The organism is Streptomyces sp. NPDC102451 (genome assembly GCF_044765485.1).
Lineage (GTDB): Bacteria > Actinomycetota > Actinomycetes > Streptomycetales > Streptomycetaceae > Streptomyces.
This window is the reverse complement of sequence record NZ_JBIWKD010000039.1, coordinates 1-15,697: the sequence shown is the minus strand read 5'-3', so window position 1 is coordinate 15,697 and position 15,697 is coordinate 1. Positions and strand designations below refer to the sequence as shown.

General features: G+C 67.8%; 13 protein-coding genes and 1 pseudogene. 11 read left to right on the top strand and 3 right to left on the bottom strand.

The features are described from left to right. Positions 1-135: 135 nt before the first annotated feature. Positions 136-953, top strand: a protein-coding gene (locus ACIRD8_RS37420; protein WP_404002137.1) for an IS5 family transposase whose coding sequence is annotated in 2 segments (ribosomal slippage) — positions 136-478 and positions 478-953 — 819 coding nt in all. Because the reading frame shifts where the segments join, the coding sequence is not laid out codon by codon here. A gap of 340 nt (positions 954-1,293) precedes the next feature. On the opposite strand, the gene ACIRD8_RS37415 is transcribed toward ACIRD8_RS37420, so the two are convergent. Further along, positions 1,294-2,667, bottom strand: a complete 1,374-nt coding sequence (locus tag ACIRD8_RS37415) for an aldehyde dehydrogenase family protein (protein ID WP_404002135.1) — start codon at positions 2,665-2,667, stop codon at positions 1,294-1,296. A 322-nt stretch (positions 2,668-2,989) separates the two neighbouring features. After that, positions 2,990-4,033 carry an NAD(P)-dependent alcohol dehydrogenase gene (locus tag ACIRD8_RS37410; protein WP_404002133.1) on the bottom strand — a complete coding sequence of 348 codons (1,044 nt, stop codon included), beginning with the start codon at positions 4,031-4,033 and terminating at the stop codon, positions 2,990-2,992. 94 nt (positions 4,034-4,127) lie between these two features. Here ACIRD8_RS37410 and ACIRD8_RS37405 point away from each other — a divergent pair, with 94 nt between their 5' ends. The 8 genes from ACIRD8_RS37405 to ACIRD8_RS37370 all read left to right on the top strand — a co-directional run bounded on the left by ACIRD8_RS37405 (position 4,128) and on the right by ACIRD8_RS37370 (position 13,305). Further along, positions 4,128-4,715 (top strand): TetR family transcriptional regulator, encoded by a 588-nt coding sequence (locus ACIRD8_RS37405; protein WP_404002130.1) that lies wholly within the window; start codon positions 4,128-4,130, stop codon positions 4,713-4,715. Between the two features lie 154 nt (positions 4,716-4,869). Continuing rightward, a complete protein-coding gene (locus ACIRD8_RS37400) occupies positions 4,870-5,787 on the top strand; it encodes an ABC-three component system protein (RefSeq protein WP_404002127.1) in 918 nt (305 codons plus the stop codon). After that, complete coding sequence (locus ACIRD8_RS37395) at positions 5,757-6,050, top strand: ABC-three component system middle component 6 (protein WP_351451198.1); 294 nt, start codon at positions 5,757-5,759, stop codon at positions 6,048-6,050. Before ACIRD8_RS37400 ends, ACIRD8_RS37395 begins: the two co-directional genes overlap by 31 nt. Beyond that, on the top strand, positions 6,040-7,782 hold the full coding sequence (locus ACIRD8_RS37390) for an ABC-three component system protein (RefSeq protein WP_404002124.1): 1,743 nt from the start codon (positions 6,040-6,042) through the stop codon (positions 7,780-7,782). The genes ACIRD8_RS37395 and ACIRD8_RS37390 overlap by 11 nt, the downstream gene beginning before the upstream one ends. A 156-nt stretch (positions 7,783-7,938) precedes the next feature. Then, on the top strand, positions 7,939-8,346 hold the full coding sequence (locus tag ACIRD8_RS37385) for a hypothetical protein (RefSeq protein ID WP_404002121.1): 408 nt from the start codon (positions 7,939-7,941) through the stop codon (positions 8,344-8,346). A gap of 47 nt (positions 8,347-8,393) precedes the next feature. Further along, positions 8,394-10,730 carry a tetratricopeptide repeat protein gene (locus tag ACIRD8_RS37380; protein WP_404002118.1) on the top strand — a complete coding sequence of 779 codons (2,337 nt, stop codon included), beginning with the start codon at positions 8,394-8,396 and terminating at the stop codon, positions 10,728-10,730. Between the two features lie 99 nt (positions 10,731-10,829). Beyond that, positions 10,830-10,940, top strand: coding sequence for a DUF397 domain-containing protein (locus ACIRD8_RS37375; protein ID WP_404002139.1), 111 nt, complete (start codon positions 10,830-10,832; stop codon positions 10,938-10,940). Further along, on the top strand, positions 10,930-13,305 hold the full coding sequence (locus tag ACIRD8_RS37370) for a tetratricopeptide repeat protein (RefSeq protein WP_404002115.1): 2,376 nt from the start codon (positions 10,930-10,932) through the stop codon (positions 13,303-13,305). The genes ACIRD8_RS37375 and ACIRD8_RS37370 overlap by 11 nt, the downstream gene beginning before the upstream one ends. 259 nt (positions 13,306-13,564) lie before the next feature. Here ACIRD8_RS37370 and ACIRD8_RS37365 read toward each other — a convergent pair. Next, positions 13,565-14,652: pseudogene (locus ACIRD8_RS37365) on the bottom strand (IS701 family transposase); the annotation flags it as partial. 70 nt (positions 14,653-14,722) lie between these two features. Between ACIRD8_RS37365 and ACIRD8_RS37360 the strand changes: the two are divergent. Next, a complete protein-coding gene (locus ACIRD8_RS37360; RefSeq protein ID WP_404002112.1) occupies positions 14,723-15,031 on the top strand; it encodes a transposase in 309 nt (102 codons plus the stop codon). Beyond that, the coding region (locus ACIRD8_RS37355; protein ID WP_404002110.1) for a DDE-type integrase/transposase/recombinase at positions 15,028-15,697 on the top strand (670 nt) is incomplete at its 3' end. The genes ACIRD8_RS37360 and ACIRD8_RS37355, both read left to right, overlap by 4 nt.

Genomic DNA, 15,697 nt, shown 5'->3' with positions numbered 1-15,697 from the left:
ACGAAAGAGTTCCCACTTCCTCGCCTTCCTCGGCCTGGCCGCCACCCTGACCTGTTACAAGAAGCTCGCGAAACTCGCCACGTGAGACAACCTCTTAGACCGTGTCCTATGTGGGCTCGGCTCGTTGGGTCGGTCATGGGGCGGGGTACGTGGAGTTGGATTGTTCCGGACGGGCTGTGGGAGATCGCGGAGCCGCTGATCCCGCCGTCGAAGGTGCGGCCGCAGGGCGGTGGGACGCAGGACACGCCTGATGAGACGCTGTTCGCCGCGATCATCTATATCCTGGTCAGCGGTTGCGCCTGGCGGGCTCTGCCGCCGTGCTTCGGGATATCGAAGTCCACGGCCCACCGCAGGTTCCTGATCTGGTCGAGAGCCGGTGTCTGGGGCCGGCTGCACGAAGAGATCCTGCACCGCCTGGACGACGCCGGCCTCCTCGACCTCTCCCGCGCGGTTCTGGACTCCGCGCACGTGAGGGCTAAAAAGGGGGCGAACTCACAGGTCCGAGCCCCGTGGACCGGGGAAAGCCGGGTTCCAAGATGCACGTCCTGTCGGACGCGAACGGACTGCCCCTCCTCGTCGGCCTCTCCGCCGCGAACACCCACGACAGCCTCGCGCTGAAGCCCATGATCACCGGTCACCAAACGAGACACGACCCCCACCGCGGCCGGTACTTCAAGCCCCAGCGCCTGCACGCAGACAAAGCCTACGACGTTCCCCACCTGCGGAAATGGCTATGGGGCAAGCACATCGGCGTGCGCATCGCCCGCAAGGGAGTCGAGTCCAGCGAACGGTTAGGACGCCGGCGTTGGGTCATCGAGCGCACCATGTCCTGGCTGACCGGCTACCGCAGACTCAACCACCGATACGAACGCCATCCCCGCAACTACCTGGCCTTTCTCGGCCTCGCCGCAGCGCTCTGCTGCTACAAACGACTCGCTCGCCTCACCACATAGGACACGGTCTTAGCGATCCGTCGAGGCCAAGACGTATTCCACGGTCTTGACCAGCGTCCGAAGACCATCGCATGGTCGATGTGCTCGCGACCGCATGAAGCCAGACCGCTGGCCGCGTGGCTTGTCCGTCACCCCGGCGTGGAGGTCATCTGCCGGGACCGGGCGGGCGCCTATGCCGAGGGCGCCCACCGCGGTGCCCCTAACCTCGCGCTTTCGTGAGTGGGCTCGCCCATGCCTTGATCAAATAAGCGGAGAGCGCCTCTGACCTATAACGATGGGACTTGTCTAGGGTCACCGAGGGGGCGGGTACACGAGATCAATTGAGGTTCAGAAATGGATCTCAGAGGTTGACGACGATGGCTTTGGTCTCGGTGTAGGCGTCGATGACGTCGGTGCCGTGTTCGCGTCCGAGGCCGGACTGCTTGAATCCGCCGAAGGGCAGGGGGCCACTGCTCATCTGGTTGACGGTGTTGATCCACACGGTTCCGGCCTGGAGGCGGTCGGCCATGGTGTGGGCGCGGCTGAGGTTGGTGGTGAACACGGTGGCGGCCAGGCCATAGATGGTGTCGTTGGCGATGTGCACCGCCTCGTCCAGGTCGCTGAACGGCAGCAGGACGGCAACGGGGCCGAAGATCTCTTCCCGGGCGATGCGCGAGGTGTTGTCGAGTCCGGTGACCAGGGTGGGGCCGACGAAGAGGTCATCGGTGTCGTCGTGGGGGTTGCCGATGATCTCGCCGCCCTCCTTGCGGGCCAGGTCGATGTAGCCGGCGACCTTCTCGTAGTGACCACGAGAGGCCAGGGGGCCCATGAGGACCTGCGGGTCGAAGGGGTCACCCATCGGGACCTTGGCCATGTTGGCGGCCAGGAGGCGGGTGAACTCCTCGCGCACGGACTCCTGGACCAGTACGCGGGTGCCGGCCACACAGCCCTGCCCGCTGCCGGCGGAGAAGGCAAGGGCGGAGGCTGCCGCGGCGGCCTCCAGGTCCGCGTCTTCGAAGACGATGAACGGCGACTTGCCGCCCAGTTCGAGGGTGACGCGCTTGAAGTCGAGGGCGGAGGTCTCCAGGACGTGCTTGCCCACGGCGGTGGACCCGGTGAAGCTGATCTTGTTGACGTCCGGGTGGGTGATGAGGGCCTCGCCCGTACTGCGCCCCGGACCGGTGATGATGTTGAGGACGCCGTCGGGAAGGTCGGTGTGCTCATGGACGAGCTCCGCCATGCGCAGCACGCTCAGTGAGGTCTGCTCCGAAGGCTTGGCGACGACCGTGTTCCCGGTGGCCAGCGCAGGGGCGATCTTGTAGCCCATCTGCAGGAGAGGACCGTTCCAGCCGGCGACCGCGGCAACCACACCCAGCGGGGAGCGCCTGGTGTACTGCAGCTGGCCGGGGGCCGAGGGGGCGGTGGCTCCGTAGATCCGGGTCGGCCAGCCCGCATAGTGGCGGTAGACCTCGACGGTGTGATCGACCATCCATCGCGTCAGCGACACCGGACCCCCCATTTCCAGGGAGTCCAGACTGGCCAGCTCGTCGGCGTGCGCCTCGATGACCTCGGCGATCTGGTACAGCACACGGCTGCGCTCGTCGGGGCTGATAGCCGCCCAGGCAGGGTCTTCGAAGGCACGACGCGCAGCAGCCACGGCGGCATCGACGTCCACGCGCCCAGCTACCGCCACCGTGGTCACCTCGGCACCCGTCATCGGGTCGACGGAAGCCACGACTGCAGCGTCGGCGGCAGGCCGCTCCGTTCCATCAATGAACAGACCGCGCGGTTCCCCAGCGAACGCAGGAGAGGGCCGATTCGTGACAGGAGTGAAAGGGGTGGTCATAGCGAGAGTCCTTCTGTTCGGGGTGGTACGGCACGCGTTGTGGTGATCGGGCGCCCTCTCGCCGGTAACCATGAATGCCGGCCTGGGTGTGCTGAAGCGGATGCTTCCCGGCACCGTCGGCAGACCATCACGATGTGCCGGTTGCGGATGGTCTGCCACAGGTCGAAGCGGGCGGGTGTATGCGCGGCGGGCGGCGCGGGTGTGGGAGTGTTCAGTCCAGGTCGGCCATGTCGAGGACGAAGCGGTAGCGCACGTCGTTGCGGCGCAGGCGCTCCAGGGCTTCGTTCACCTGCGAGGACGGCAGCAGTTCGATGTCCGCGGTGATGTCGTGGGTGGCGCAGAAGTCCAGCATGGCGGCGGTTGCGGGCATGCCGCCGCTGCCGGCGGAGCTGAGCTTCTTGCGCCCCATGAGGAGGTTTCTGGTCTCCACGGTGACGGGCCCGAGGTATCCGAGCTGGCTGAGGGTGCCGTCCATGGCGACGAGCTTCAGGTACGGGGCGAGGTCGTGCGGTGCGGAGATGGTGTCGATGATGACGTCGAACCGGTCCCGGGCTGCGGCCATCTGTTCCGGGTCGCTGGACACGAGGAGGCCGTGGGCGCCGAGGCGGCGGGCGTCGTCGGCCTTGTCGGGTGAGCGGCTGATGACCGTCGTCGTGGCGCCGAGCGCCACGGCCATCTTGACCGCGAGGTGTCCCAGGCCGCCGAGCCCCGCCACGGCGACCTGACTCCCGGGCCCCACGCCCAGTGCCTGGAGCGGCTCCCAGACAGTGATGCCGGCGCAGAGCAGGGGAGCAGTGGCGGCCGGGTCGAGGCCCGCGGGGAGGTGGTGGGTGAACCGGTCGCGGACGATGTACTCGCGGGAGTAGCCGCCGAGGGTGTGCGAGCCGTCCTGCCGGTCGGTGCCGGCGTAGGTCAGGGTCGGGAAGTCGTAGCAGAAGTTCTCCTGGCCCGCCCGGCACATCGCGCACTGGCCGCACGAGTCGACGATGTTGCCGACCGCGACGGGGTCGCCGACGGCAAAGCCGGTGACGCCGGGCCCGGTCGCGGTGACGACGCCGGTGAATTCGTGGCCCGGCACCAGCAGGTGCCCGGCCTTGCCGTCGTGAACGTCCAGCGCGTGCAGGTCGCTGTAGCAGACGCCGCAGTAGTCGACCCGCACGGCGAGGTCGTCTGCGCGCAGGTCGCGGCGCTCGATCGGGCCGCGCCGCAGCGTGCCGGACGTGCCGTCCGCCTGCCATCCAGTGGTGGGACGCATGACATCTCCTTAAACAGACTGTTCCGTCTATTCGAGAGTAAGCACCCTTCCAGCAAGAAGCAAACCAACTGTTCTGTCTGGTAACGTCGTGGGCATGACGGACCAGCCACTCACCTCGCGCGGAGCCGCGACCTACCAGCGGATCCTCGACGCGGCGACGCAGGAGTTCGCAGAGCACGGCATCGCCGGCGCCCGCATCGAGCGGATCGTGTCCACCGCGCGCAGCAACAAGGCGCAGCTCTACTCCTACTTCGGCAACAAGGAGCGCCTCTTCGACGCGATCTTCTTCGCGTCCCTGGAGCGGATCACCAACGTCGTGCCGATAGACGCCGACGACCTCGCGGACTGGGCGGTGCGCCTGTACGACGAGTACCTCCGGCGCCCCGACCTGATCCGGCTGGCCACCTGGGCCCGCCTGGAGCGTCGCCCGACCGGCCACCTCGTCGCGGAGCACGAGCAATACGACGACCGCAAGCTGCGCGCCATCGCCGAGGCGCAGGCCGCCGGGCGGGTGCGCCAGGGCGACCCGTTCGACGTGATGGCCCTCGTCATCGCCATGTCGATGGCCTGGTCACCGGTCAGCGCCGTCTACGCGGCGACCGCCGACGAACCCGTCGAGCTGCACGAGCAGCGCCGCACGCTGCTGCGCGAGACCGTCCAGCGCGCCGTCGCCGCGCACTGACGCGGCGCGCGCCGCCGACGAAGGCCGCCTTCGCCCCGCGTGCCTAATGTCCGCCGGATGTCATACCGAATGGGACCGGGCGGCTACCGGTAGCGATCAGTGACAGCTACTCTGCACGGGAACGCCCGGGGGGAAGATGCAGTACGAACAGAGAATGTACGCCCGCCTCAAGTTCCTTGAACTGATGGCCGAACTGAACGAGACCACGTTCGAAGCGTTCTTTCACCGTTTGATGTGCGCCCGCTATCCCGAGTTCCTGGATGTCCGGACCCACGGCAAGCTCGGAGACCAAGGCTCCGACGGGCTCATGCTGCACGAGTCCAAGCTGTACGCCAGCTACGCACCCCAGACCGTAAGCGCGACCGAGATCCGGCAGAAGATCAGGTCCGACCTCACCAAGGCCCTGGCGAAGCGGCGCAATCAGTTCAACACCTTCGTGTTCGTCCACAACGACCGCCGCGGCATGCACCCCGAGATCGCGACGGAGCTGTCCGATCAGCAGCGCGCTCACCCGGATCTGCAGTTCCAGCAGATGGGCTCGCGCAAGCTGTGGCACGAGTGCATGCAACTGGAACTCGCCCTGGCCGAAGATGTGCTCGGCTGCCAGATACCAATCCAGCCGGTCGTACACGGCATCGGCATGGAAGACCTTGCGCCACTTCTCAAGCACCTGCGCGACCAGCGCAGGGCGGCGGACCCGCTGATGCCGCTGGCCGAGGTGGACCCGCGCAAACTCGACTTCAACCAGATCCAGGAAGAGGCCCGCGAGGATCTGCTGCGCGGCATGCGGCAAAGCCACCTGGTCGAGGCGTTCTACACCGGCACACTGCGGGCCGTGGAGCACGATGAGGTCGCCCAGGGCTTTCGCGTGTACTACGAGCAGGTCCGCCGCGACTTCCCCGATCCCGAAGACGTGCTGTGGCAGCTGGAGATGTACGTCCTGGGCAACGGCAGCGTGCCGCCACGCACACAGCGCGCGGCCTGGGTGATTCTCGCGCACTTCTTCGAACGGTGCGACATCTTCGAAGCACCCCCTCCCGAATGGTCTGGGCCGCTGGGGATCCCGGCATGATCACCCCGACAAAGGGCATCGCTCCCGACCGGGCCCTCCTGGCCGTGGGAGCGCAGATCCTCCTACAGCTCGACGAGCCCCGCTCGGTCAGCCAGGCTTGGGCCCGGCTGAGGAAGTGGCGAACGGACCACGGTCATCACGCGCCGGTATCGTTCGCCTGGTTCGTACTGGCCCTAGACGTCCTGTACAGCCTAGGCGCAGTCGAGCTGCGCAGGGACGTCCTAGTCGCAAGGAGTGTCGATGCTGCGGCGCTTGGACGCTGACGACCCACGGTTCAAGGGCGCGGTGTTCACCCCCGGGCTCAACCTCGTGGTCGCCGATCGCCTGCGCGGTTCCGCCACCACCGACAGCCGCAACAGTGCCGGGAAATCGAGCCTGATCGAACTCATCCACTTCCTGCTCGGCTCACGCGTCACCAAGACGTCCCTCGTAGCGCGAAAGCCGCTGCGCGAGATCACGTTCAGCCTGGAGATGTCCTGGCCGAATGTGGACTCCCTCAGAGTGTGGCGCACCGGCGGCCGTCCCAACGTCGTCCGCATCTCGCCCGACATCGCCGACGCCGACAGCCGTGAGCCCATGGTCCTCGACCTCGGTGACGACCTAGCCGAGATCCCCGTGGAAACGTGGAACCGGCTGATCGAACGCGACCTGTTCCACCTCGGCGAGGAGCACGACGGCGTCAGCGGACGCACTCTGCTCTCCTTCCTCGCCCGGCGCGCCTCCTCCCACGGCTTCAACGAGGCGACCCGCACCTTCGCGCGGCAAGCGGATGCCGACGCCACCACCAACCTCGCCTACCTCCTCGGCCTGGACTGGCAGCTCGCCAACGGCTACCGCGAACTCGCCGCGCGCAAGGCGACCCGCACCCAGCTCCGCAAGGCAGTCAACGATCCGGTCTGGGGCCGCATCGTCGGCAGCATCGCCGACCTGCGCGGACAGATCGCCCTCGCACAGGGCCAGGTGGACCGGCTGCGGGCCCAGATCGCCGACTTCCAGGTCGTCCCGGAGTACGAACGCGTCAAAGAACAGGCAGACGACGTCGCCCGCCGTATCAAGCAGCTGTCCCAGGACGATGTGATCGACCGCGACAACCTGGAAGAGCTCCAGCAAGCCATCACCGAAACCAGTGACGTCGACACCACCTACCTGGAACCGGTGTACGAGGAGCTGGGAGTCGTACTCAACGAGCAGGTACGCCGACGTTTTGAAGAGGTGAAGGACTTCCACCGCTCTGTCGTCCGCAACCGCCGCCGGTTCCTGGACGCGGAGATCGCAGAAATCACCGAAAGCCTCGAGAACCGACGAACCGAGCGCAGCCACCTCGGCGAGGAGCAAGCACACCTCCTCCGCGTCCTGAACGACGGCGGCGCACTGGAAGCACTCACCGCTCTCCAGCAAGCCATGGCCCGCGAGCAAGCCACCCTGGAAGCACTACGTCACCGCTACGACGCCGCGCAGACCCTGGAGGCCAGCGCCCGGCAGATCACCACGCAACGCCTCCAGCTCCAGCATGCAGTCTCCACCGACCTCGACGAACGCTTCGAGCACACCAGCGAAGCAACCCTGCTGTTCTCCCAGTACGCCCAACGCCTCTACGGTCAGGGCCGCGAGGCCTACCTCGCCATCGAAGCCGGCCCGAACAGCCTCCAGATCAGACCCCACATCCACAGCGATGACAGCCGCGGCATCAGCAGCATGGTCATCTTCTGCTTCGACCTCACCGTGGCCGTCCTCGCGCACCGGCATCACCGCGGGCCCGACTTCCTGATTCACGACAGCCACCTCTTCGACGGCGTCGACGACCGTCAGCTGGCAGCCGCCCTCCAGCTCGCAGCCGACGTCACCGAGGAGGAGAACATGCAGTACATCGCCACGTTCAACAGCGACGACCTCGACAAAGCCGCTCGCCAGGGCTTCGATGCTGCTCCCTACGTGCGCGAGCCCCACCTGACCGACCGACTCGACGATGGCGGCCTCTTCGGGTTCCGGTTCTGACCCGAACAGCACCGATCCTCGTATGGGTCACGACGCCAACCAGCCTTTTTTCAGCCAAGATTGCGGTCCAGTCAGCGTCAGACCACTCATTTCCGTGACGCGTCCTGGTCACCGCTCTTACGATCGTCGAGGCAATACACCTAACGGGGAGGGTGCATGGACATCGTCGAGACTGGCGGTGCGACAGTCGTGGCGCTGATGGCCACGGATGCCTGGCAGCAGGCCCGTACGGGCATCGTGGCTCTGTGGCGCCGCTTCCGGCCCGCCCAGGCCGACGAGGTCGACCTGGCTCTCGACGAGACACGCAGTGAAGCCCTTGCCGTCATGGGTTCGGGCAATCGGCAGGGCGAAGCCGATCTGGTGCGGGACTGGGACCGGCGGCTCAGGCGCCTCCTCGCGGCCGATCCGTCTGTCGCCGAGCAACTCCAGCAACTGCTCGACGAGGTCCGCGGCCAGCTTTCGGAGGCCGAGCGGGCGGCAGTCCGGCCCGTCGTCTTCCACACCCATGTCAGCGGCCAGGGACGCGTCTACAACGCCGGACGTGACCAGCACAACCACGGATGATGACACCCACCACACCGCGCCCGCAGGCCCCGGCTTCCGACGCACACATGTCCATCCGTGACAGCGGGCGGATGATGAGCGCCGCGCGGGATCAGCACATCCATGAGATCGGCGCGCTGAGCATCGGCACCTACGCCCCCGTCCATGCCGGCCCGTACCGGCCGTCGGCGGGCGCGGAGTCTGCGGGTCCTGACTCGGTGCGCGTGCCTTTGGCGCCGGCCTCGCTGTCTCCGGTCCGTGACCGTCATGACCTGCGGCACCGGCTCTTGGACGCCATCCTCAACGCGCATCTGGACGAGCTGCCCGTCGTCGTCCACGGCATGGCCGGATGCGGGAAGACCGCGTTGGCCCGGCTGTTGTTCGACACGGCTGTCGGCACACACGGCGTGGTCGGCCTGTGGGTGGACGCCTCCACCCGGATGTCCTTCAGGGACGGCATGCTTGCTGTCGCACAGGATCGGGGCGCCTCCCAGGACGAGGTCGACGCAGCCCGTGACCGGCGCCGGCCTGCGGCCGATCTGACCTGGCACTACCTCCAGCACTCGGATCAGCCCTGGCTCCTGATCCTGGACAACGCCGACGACCCTGCCGTTCTGGACGACGGAGGATGGCTGCGGGCCAGTCGCCGCGGCACCGTCGTGATCACCACCCGGGACGGGCATGCCGCTCCGTGGCGGCGAACGCGGCGCCACCATCTGGACGTCCTGGACCTGCCGGACGCCGTGCTCGTCCTGCGCGACCTCGACGTCCACGACAACGACCCGGCCAAGCTGGAGAAGCTGGCGCAGGCGCTGGGCTGTCACCCGCTCGCGCTGGTTCTCGCCGGCACCTACCTGGGCCGCCGACTCCTGGACCCGGTGACTGTGGACGAATTCCTCGGACGCCTCCGCGCCGACCCCAACACCACGCTGGACGGCGCCGCCCCGGCCGAAGGGGATCTACGGCGCCTCATCAGCAGCACCTGGCAGATCTCGCTCGACGCGCTTGCCGACCGGGGCGTGCCGGAGGCAGCCACGCTGATACGCCTGCTGTCGTGCTTCGCTGCCGCGCCGTTGCCCACTGGGCTGCTCCATCCCGCCCGGATCCGGGAGAGTCTCCTGTCCCAGGCCTCTCCCCCGCTGGATGCCGATCGTGCCGAGGCCGCGCTGAGGGGGTTGGTCTCCCAGTCCATGGTGGCCGTCCTCGACGTCCCCGGAGACCGGGAACACAGCACCGTGCAGTGCGTGCAGACCCACCCCCTGCTCCTGGACACGGTGGCCGCCCGCATTCCCATGGACCAGCGCGACACCCTGCTCGCCTCGGCCGCTTCCCTCCTGGAGCACCTGCTCCATGAGGGCGCCGCGCAGGGGCTGTTCCTGGACGCGCAGACGCTGCGTCTGTTCACTCCGCACGCCGTCGCGCTGCTCGACCGGGCGTGCCGGGCACGGTCCGCCGTGACCGGGCACGCCCTGGAGCTGGTCCGATATCTGCGCGCGCACAGCAGTGAACGCGGTGACTACGCCACCGCTCACACCCTGGCCGCCGCAGCCGTCGCCGCGCACCGGACTGGCCAAGACACGGACACACTCGAAGCCCTCGCTGACCAGAAGGATCTTGCCTGCAGTCTCCACTCCCTCGGACAGTACGCCGAGGCCGCGGACAGCCTCCGGCCCATCCTTCACACGTACGCCGACCAGTTCGGCGCGGACGCTCCGGCCACTCTGGACTGCGCGCATCACCTCGGTCTCGCGCTGTATGGGCTCGGCTCCTGGTCCGAGGCCGAACACCAGATGCGCACCGCGGCAGAAGGGAGGCGGCGCGTGCTGGGAACCTCGCACGCGGACACCGTGCTGAGCACCGCCTGTCTGGCCGAGGCAGTCGGCGAACAAGGGCGGTGGGCAGAAGCCGAGTCTCTGGCCCGCCCCAATCTGAGGACCAGTCGAGAAACCTTGGGCGAGGACCATCCGCACACCTTGGCGGCCTGCCACACACTGGCCTGGGTGCTGTTCAAAGGGGGCCAGCTCGACGAGGCCATGGCCCTGGTCTCCCGCACCATCGACGCCCGCGTCCGGCTGCTCGGTGACGCACACCCCAGCACCCTGGCGGCGCGCTCGATGCTGGCCAACATCCTGCGGGAGCGTGGCCAATGGCAGCCCGCGCTTCATGAGGCCCGCTTCGTCCTGGCAGAACGCGAACGCTCACTCGGCGCCGAGCACCCGCACACGATCGGTCTGCGGACCGTGCTCTCCCGCATTCTCCTCGGCGCGGGCGACATCGACACGGCTCTGACCGTGGCGTCGGACAATCTCGCCGCGTGCCTTCGCGCACAGGGCCCCGACCACCCCGACACCCTCACCTGCCGGGAAGCCCTGGCACAGGTCCGTGCAGCAAAGGAAGCATCGTGATCCAACCCGTGCGACGGACTTGGCGCAAGAGCAGCTACAGCGGCCAGGAGAACACCTGCATCGAAATACTCACCCCCCCCCCCCGCTGGAAAAGCACCAATCCGGGATTCGAAGTTCCCGGAGGGACCGGTGATCAACTTCGGCGATGTGTCGTGGCAGCCCTTCGTACAAGCCGTACGGCGAGGTGACTTCCCCCCTCATGCAACCTGACGAGACCGCCCGCACCTCCTTGCGCGACCAGGCCCGCTGGCTCAGCGCCGCACGCGACCAGGTCAACGTGGAAATCAGCGAATACCATGCCCACCACGACACAGGACGCGGAGCTCACGGTCCGGACTCGGTACGGGTGCCGCTCGCGCCCCTGTCGGCATCACCGGTGCGCAACCGTCACGCAGCCCGCCGCTCCGTGCTCCACGCGATCGCGCACCCTGCCGACTCCGCCCACCCGGAGGTCCTGTACGGCACAGCCGGCTGCGGGAAAACCGCTCTTGCCCGCTCCCTCTTCGACGAGGCCGCCACCGACGGCAGCGTCATCACCCTGTGGGTGAACGCCGCCACCGAGGTGAGCTTCCGCACGGGAATGCTCGCCGTCGCCCTCGACCGCGGCGCCCACCAGAGCCAGGTCGAAACGGCCCGAGCACGACTGCGCCCCGCCGCCGATCTCGTTTGGGAGCGCCTCGAGAACTCTCCGGAACCCTGGCTGCTCGTCCTGGACAACGCCGACGACCCCGACGTCTTCAATGACGGCGTCTGGCTACGCCCCACCGAGCGCGGCACCGTCCTGGTCACCACCCGCCACGGAGACGCCCCTCTGTGGCGGCACGCCACCCGGCACCACCTCGACGTGCTCGGCATCGACGACGCCGTGCACGTCCTGCAGGATCTCAACATCACCGGATACGACAGAGCGGCGCTGGAACAGCTCGCCCACGGTCTGGGATGCCACCCGCTGGCGCTCACCCTCGCCGGCGCCTACCTCGGCGGCCATCAGCTGTTCGGTCCCCTCGACGTGACCGAGTTCCTCACCCGTCTGCGCGAGGACCCAGGAGCCACCCTCGACGAAGGCGCCGCCCCCGGCGAACGCGATGTGCGCCGTCTGATCAGTTCTACCTGGCAGATCTCGCTGGACGCCCTCACCGACCGCGGCATCCCCGAGGCGACGACCCTGATGTGGCTGCTGTCGTGCTTCGCGCCCGATCCGATCCCTCTGGGACTGCTGCACGAACGACGTCTGGCCACCACACCACTCGTACACGCCGCTCCTCCCCTGCCGGCGCAGAGGACGGTCAAGGCACTGCTCGGCCTGATGTCCCAGACGATGGTCACGCTGCTCGACGTCCCCGGAGACGTCGGCGCACCCGGAGTGAAATCCGTGCAGGCACACTCCCTGCTCCTGGACACCGTCGCCGCGCGCATCCCCCTCGACCAGCGCGACAACATCCATGCCGCCGCCGCCCTCCTGCTGGACGGCCTGCTCGACCAGTCGGAGGTCGAAGGATCTCTCGACGCGCAGACCCTGCGGCTGTTCACCCCGCACGCCCTCAGCCTGCTGCGACGTACCTCCACAGCCCGGACCGCGGCCGCCCCCACAGCCCTCGCCGTCGTCCGGCGCCTCCGCGAGCACAGTCGCGCACACGGCGACATCACCACCACGCACTCACTGGCGGAAGCCGCAGCGCGCGCCTCTGCGACCGCCTCCACCACCTCAGCGGAGGCCGACGTGCTCAACGACCCCTACGCGCTTGCCTGCTCGCTCACCGACATGGGCCGCTACGAAGAGGCCCTCGAGGCGCACCGCGTGATCCTCGCAGCCCGTGAAGAGCACCTAGGTGCCGATCACCCCGAGACGCTGGCCAGCGCCCATTCACTCGGCCTCGCCCTCTTCGGCCTGGGCACATGGCACGAGAACGAACTCCACATGCGCCGGGCAGCGAAGGGCCGAGCACAGGTCCTCGGCTCCAGCCACCCCGATACGGTTCTCAGCACTGCCTGCCTCGCGGAAGTCATCGGCAAGCAAGAGCGGTATGACGAGGCCGAATCCCTCGCGCGCGCCAACTTCGCCACCAGCACGACAGTTCACGGAGCCGATAGCCCGCACACGCAGTCTGCCCGCCACACGCTCGCCTGGGTCCTGTCCCGCATGGGCCACCTGTCCGAAGCCGCTGATCTCACCACCATCACCCTCGCCCAGCGGCAGGCCGACCTCGGCCCACGCCACCCACGCACCCTGATCGTCCACCACCTACTGGCCGGTGTCCTGCTACGCCAGGAACGCTGGGCACAGGCAGCGTCCGCAGCGCGGTCGGTCCTCGCCACCCGCGAGGACATCCTGGGCTCCGAGCACCCGCACACCCTGGCCGTCCGCACCGCCCTGATCCGCGCTCTCACCGGCCTCGGCGACACCACTGCGGCCCATACCCTCGCCACACTGAACCTGGAGGCGTGCTCCCGCGTGCTCGGTCCTGATCACCCGGACACCGTCGACTGTCGCGACGCCCACAACACCGTCATCACCCTCACACCGACCAGCAATGTCACCCCAACTCCCGGCAAGAGCAAGGACATACGCCGCTGATGAACACGGCCACACAACCCCAATGGATCAAGAGCAGCTACAGCGGCCCCGACAGCAACTGCCTGGAATACCTACCCCCCCCCCCCGGCAGGGAATGACATTCATCCGCGATTCAAAAATACCCAAGCAGATGATCATTCGACTTCACGCCACCTCGTGGGGCCTCTTTGTACGTGCAGTACAGAACGGTGAGCTGGACGTGTCGGAGGCGCATGGCGATACGATCGCGGTCTAATACTCCAGCTGTAGATCGTGATCTTCATGTCTGGAATGCGGCTTGTCGTAGGTAATGGCTGGTCCGTGACCGTGCCTGGTGGCGGCGTCGCCAGTCGGACCAGCCGAGCCTGTGGGCCAGATCGTGAGGAGGCCGGACGGCAACGGTGATGAACGGTCGCTGGATCTCGTTGCAGGTCAGCGGGATCAGACCGTCGGGTCCCGGCCGGTGCGCGTGCTCATCGGCTCGGACGACGGCGAGGAAAGCGTGGGCGAGCATGGCGAGGGTGACCCAGCGGCTCCAGGAGGCGTAGCGGCGGAGCTGGTGCTCGTCGAGCCCGGCCAGGCCCTTCCCGGTCTGGAAGGTTTCCTCCACTCGCCACCTGGAACCGGCGATCCTTACCAGGGTGCTCAGCGGCACCAGCTGGGCGGAATGGCAGCGGTAGTAGGCCAGTTTGCCGGTGGTTCGGTTGCGGCGGATCAGCAGCTGGCGCCCCCCTGATCTCGCGGCGACCAGATCGATCACGGCCCAGTCGTAGAAACGCTTTCCTTTCGCTCCCTCTCCGGCGGACAGCCTCTGCCAGGCCCGCCGGGGCAGCTTGGCTGCCAGGGCATCCGCACGGAACTTGCCTGCTCCGGTGTTCACTTCGGCTGAGCAGGCCACTGCGAGCACGTAGCCCATGCCACGTTCCCCAGAGCGGACCGCAGTTTCGGGTTGGCGCCGTAGACCTCGTCGCCGGTGACCCAGCCGACATGGTGTCCGGCGTCCAGGAACCGTTCGATCATCACGCGGGCCAGCTCCGGCTTGGTCGCGAAGTCGGTGTCCTCGCCGAGTCCGGCCGCCCGGCAGCGGTCGGGGTCAAAGATCCAGGAGCGCGGAATGTACAGCTCGCGGTCCACCGCTGCGTGCCCGCGGGCGCCGGCGTAGACAAGGTAGACGGCGACCTGGGAGTTCTCGATCCGGCCGGCGGTGCCCGTGTACTGGCGCTGGGCCCCGACGGTGTGGGTGCCCTTCTTCACGTCGCCGGTCTCGTCCACGACCAGCACCGCGGCCTCGTCGTGCAGATACTCGACGACGTACTCGCGCACGTCGTCGCGGACGGCATCGGCGTCCCAGGCCGCCCGGCACAGCAGAGGGTCTGCCGCACGAACGGGTGACATCTGAACTGGCGTGCCTTGTATGGCAGGTGGGAAGGATGTTGCTGTGCCCAAGCCTTATCCCCAGGAGTTCCGCGAGGACGTCGTGCGGGTCGCGAGGAACCGCGGCCCGGGCGACACTGTCGAGCAGGTGGCCGCCGACTTCGGCGTCCACGCGATGACGCTGTGGAAGTGGATGCGCCGCGCGGACATCGACGACGGCACGAAGCCCGGGACGACCAGCCAGGAGAGCGTGGAACTGCGTGAAGCGCGCCGGAGGATCAAGCTGCTGGAGCAGGAGAACGAGGTCCTGCGGCGGGCGGCGGCCTATCTGTCGCAGGCGAACCTGCCGGGAAAAGGATCTACCCGCTCGTGAAAGAGCTGGCCGCAGGCGGGGTGCCCGTCACGGTCGCGTGCCGGGTGCTGAAGCTCGCCAGACAGCCCTACTACCGCTGGCTCGACGACCCGGTGACCCCAGCCGAGCTCGCCGAGGCGCATCGCGCGCACGCGCTGTTCTCCGCCCACCGCGACGACCCGGAGTTCGGCTACCGCTTCCTGGCCGACGAGGCCCGCGACGCCGGAGCCGACATGGCCGACCGGACCGCGTGGCGGATCTGCCGGGACAACCAGTGGTGGAGCGTGTTCGGCAAGAAACGCGGCCGGACAAAGAAGGCGGGCCCGCCGGTCCACGACGACCTGGTCAACCGGGCCTTCACCGCGACCGGCCCGAACCGGCTGTGGCTCACCGACATCACCGAACACGCCACCGGCGAGGGCAAGCTGTATCTCTGCGCGGTCAAGGACGTCTTCAGTAACCGGATCGTGGGCTACTCCATCGACGCACGGATGAAGTCCCGGCTGGCCGTGACCGCCCTGGACAACGCCGTCGCCCGGCGCCAGGACGTCGCCGGATGCATCCTGCACAGCGACAGAGGATCGCAAGGCGGATTCAACTGGTCGTCGCAACACCTCGTGATCAGCGAGGTGTGGGATGGCGCGTCGTCAGCAGGCAGCCGATCGAGCGGTGCGTCTGAAGTTGAGG

Excerpts from the sequence above, each read along its gene's own strand:
- ACIRD8_RS37370 (WP_404002115.1), top strand. The coding sequence starts at position 10,930 with ATGCAACCTGACGAGACCGCCCGCACCTCCTTGCGCGACCAGGCCCGC.
- ACIRD8_RS37380 (WP_404002118.1), top strand. The coding sequence starts at position 8,394 with ATGTCCATCCGTGACAGCGGGCGGATGATGAGCGCCGCGCGGGATCAG.
- ACIRD8_RS37410 (WP_404002133.1), bottom strand. The coding sequence starts at position 4,033 with ATGCGTCCCACCACTGGATGGCAGGCGGACGGCACGTCCGGCACGCTG.
- ACIRD8_RS37405 (WP_404002130.1), top strand. The coding sequence starts at position 4,128 with ATGACGGACCAGCCACTCACCTCGCGCGGAGCCGCGACCTACCAGCGG.
- ACIRD8_RS37395 (WP_351451198.1), top strand. The coding sequence starts at position 5,757 with ATGGTCTGGGCCGCTGGGGATCCCGGCATGATCACCCCGACAAAGGGC.
- ACIRD8_RS37400 (WP_404002127.1), top strand. The coding sequence starts at position 4,870 with ATGTACGCCCGCCTCAAGTTCCTTGAACTGATGGCCGAACTGAACGAG.
- ACIRD8_RS37385 (WP_404002121.1), top strand. The coding sequence starts at position 7,939 with ATGGACATCGTCGAGACTGGCGGTGCGACAGTCGTGGCGCTGATGGCC.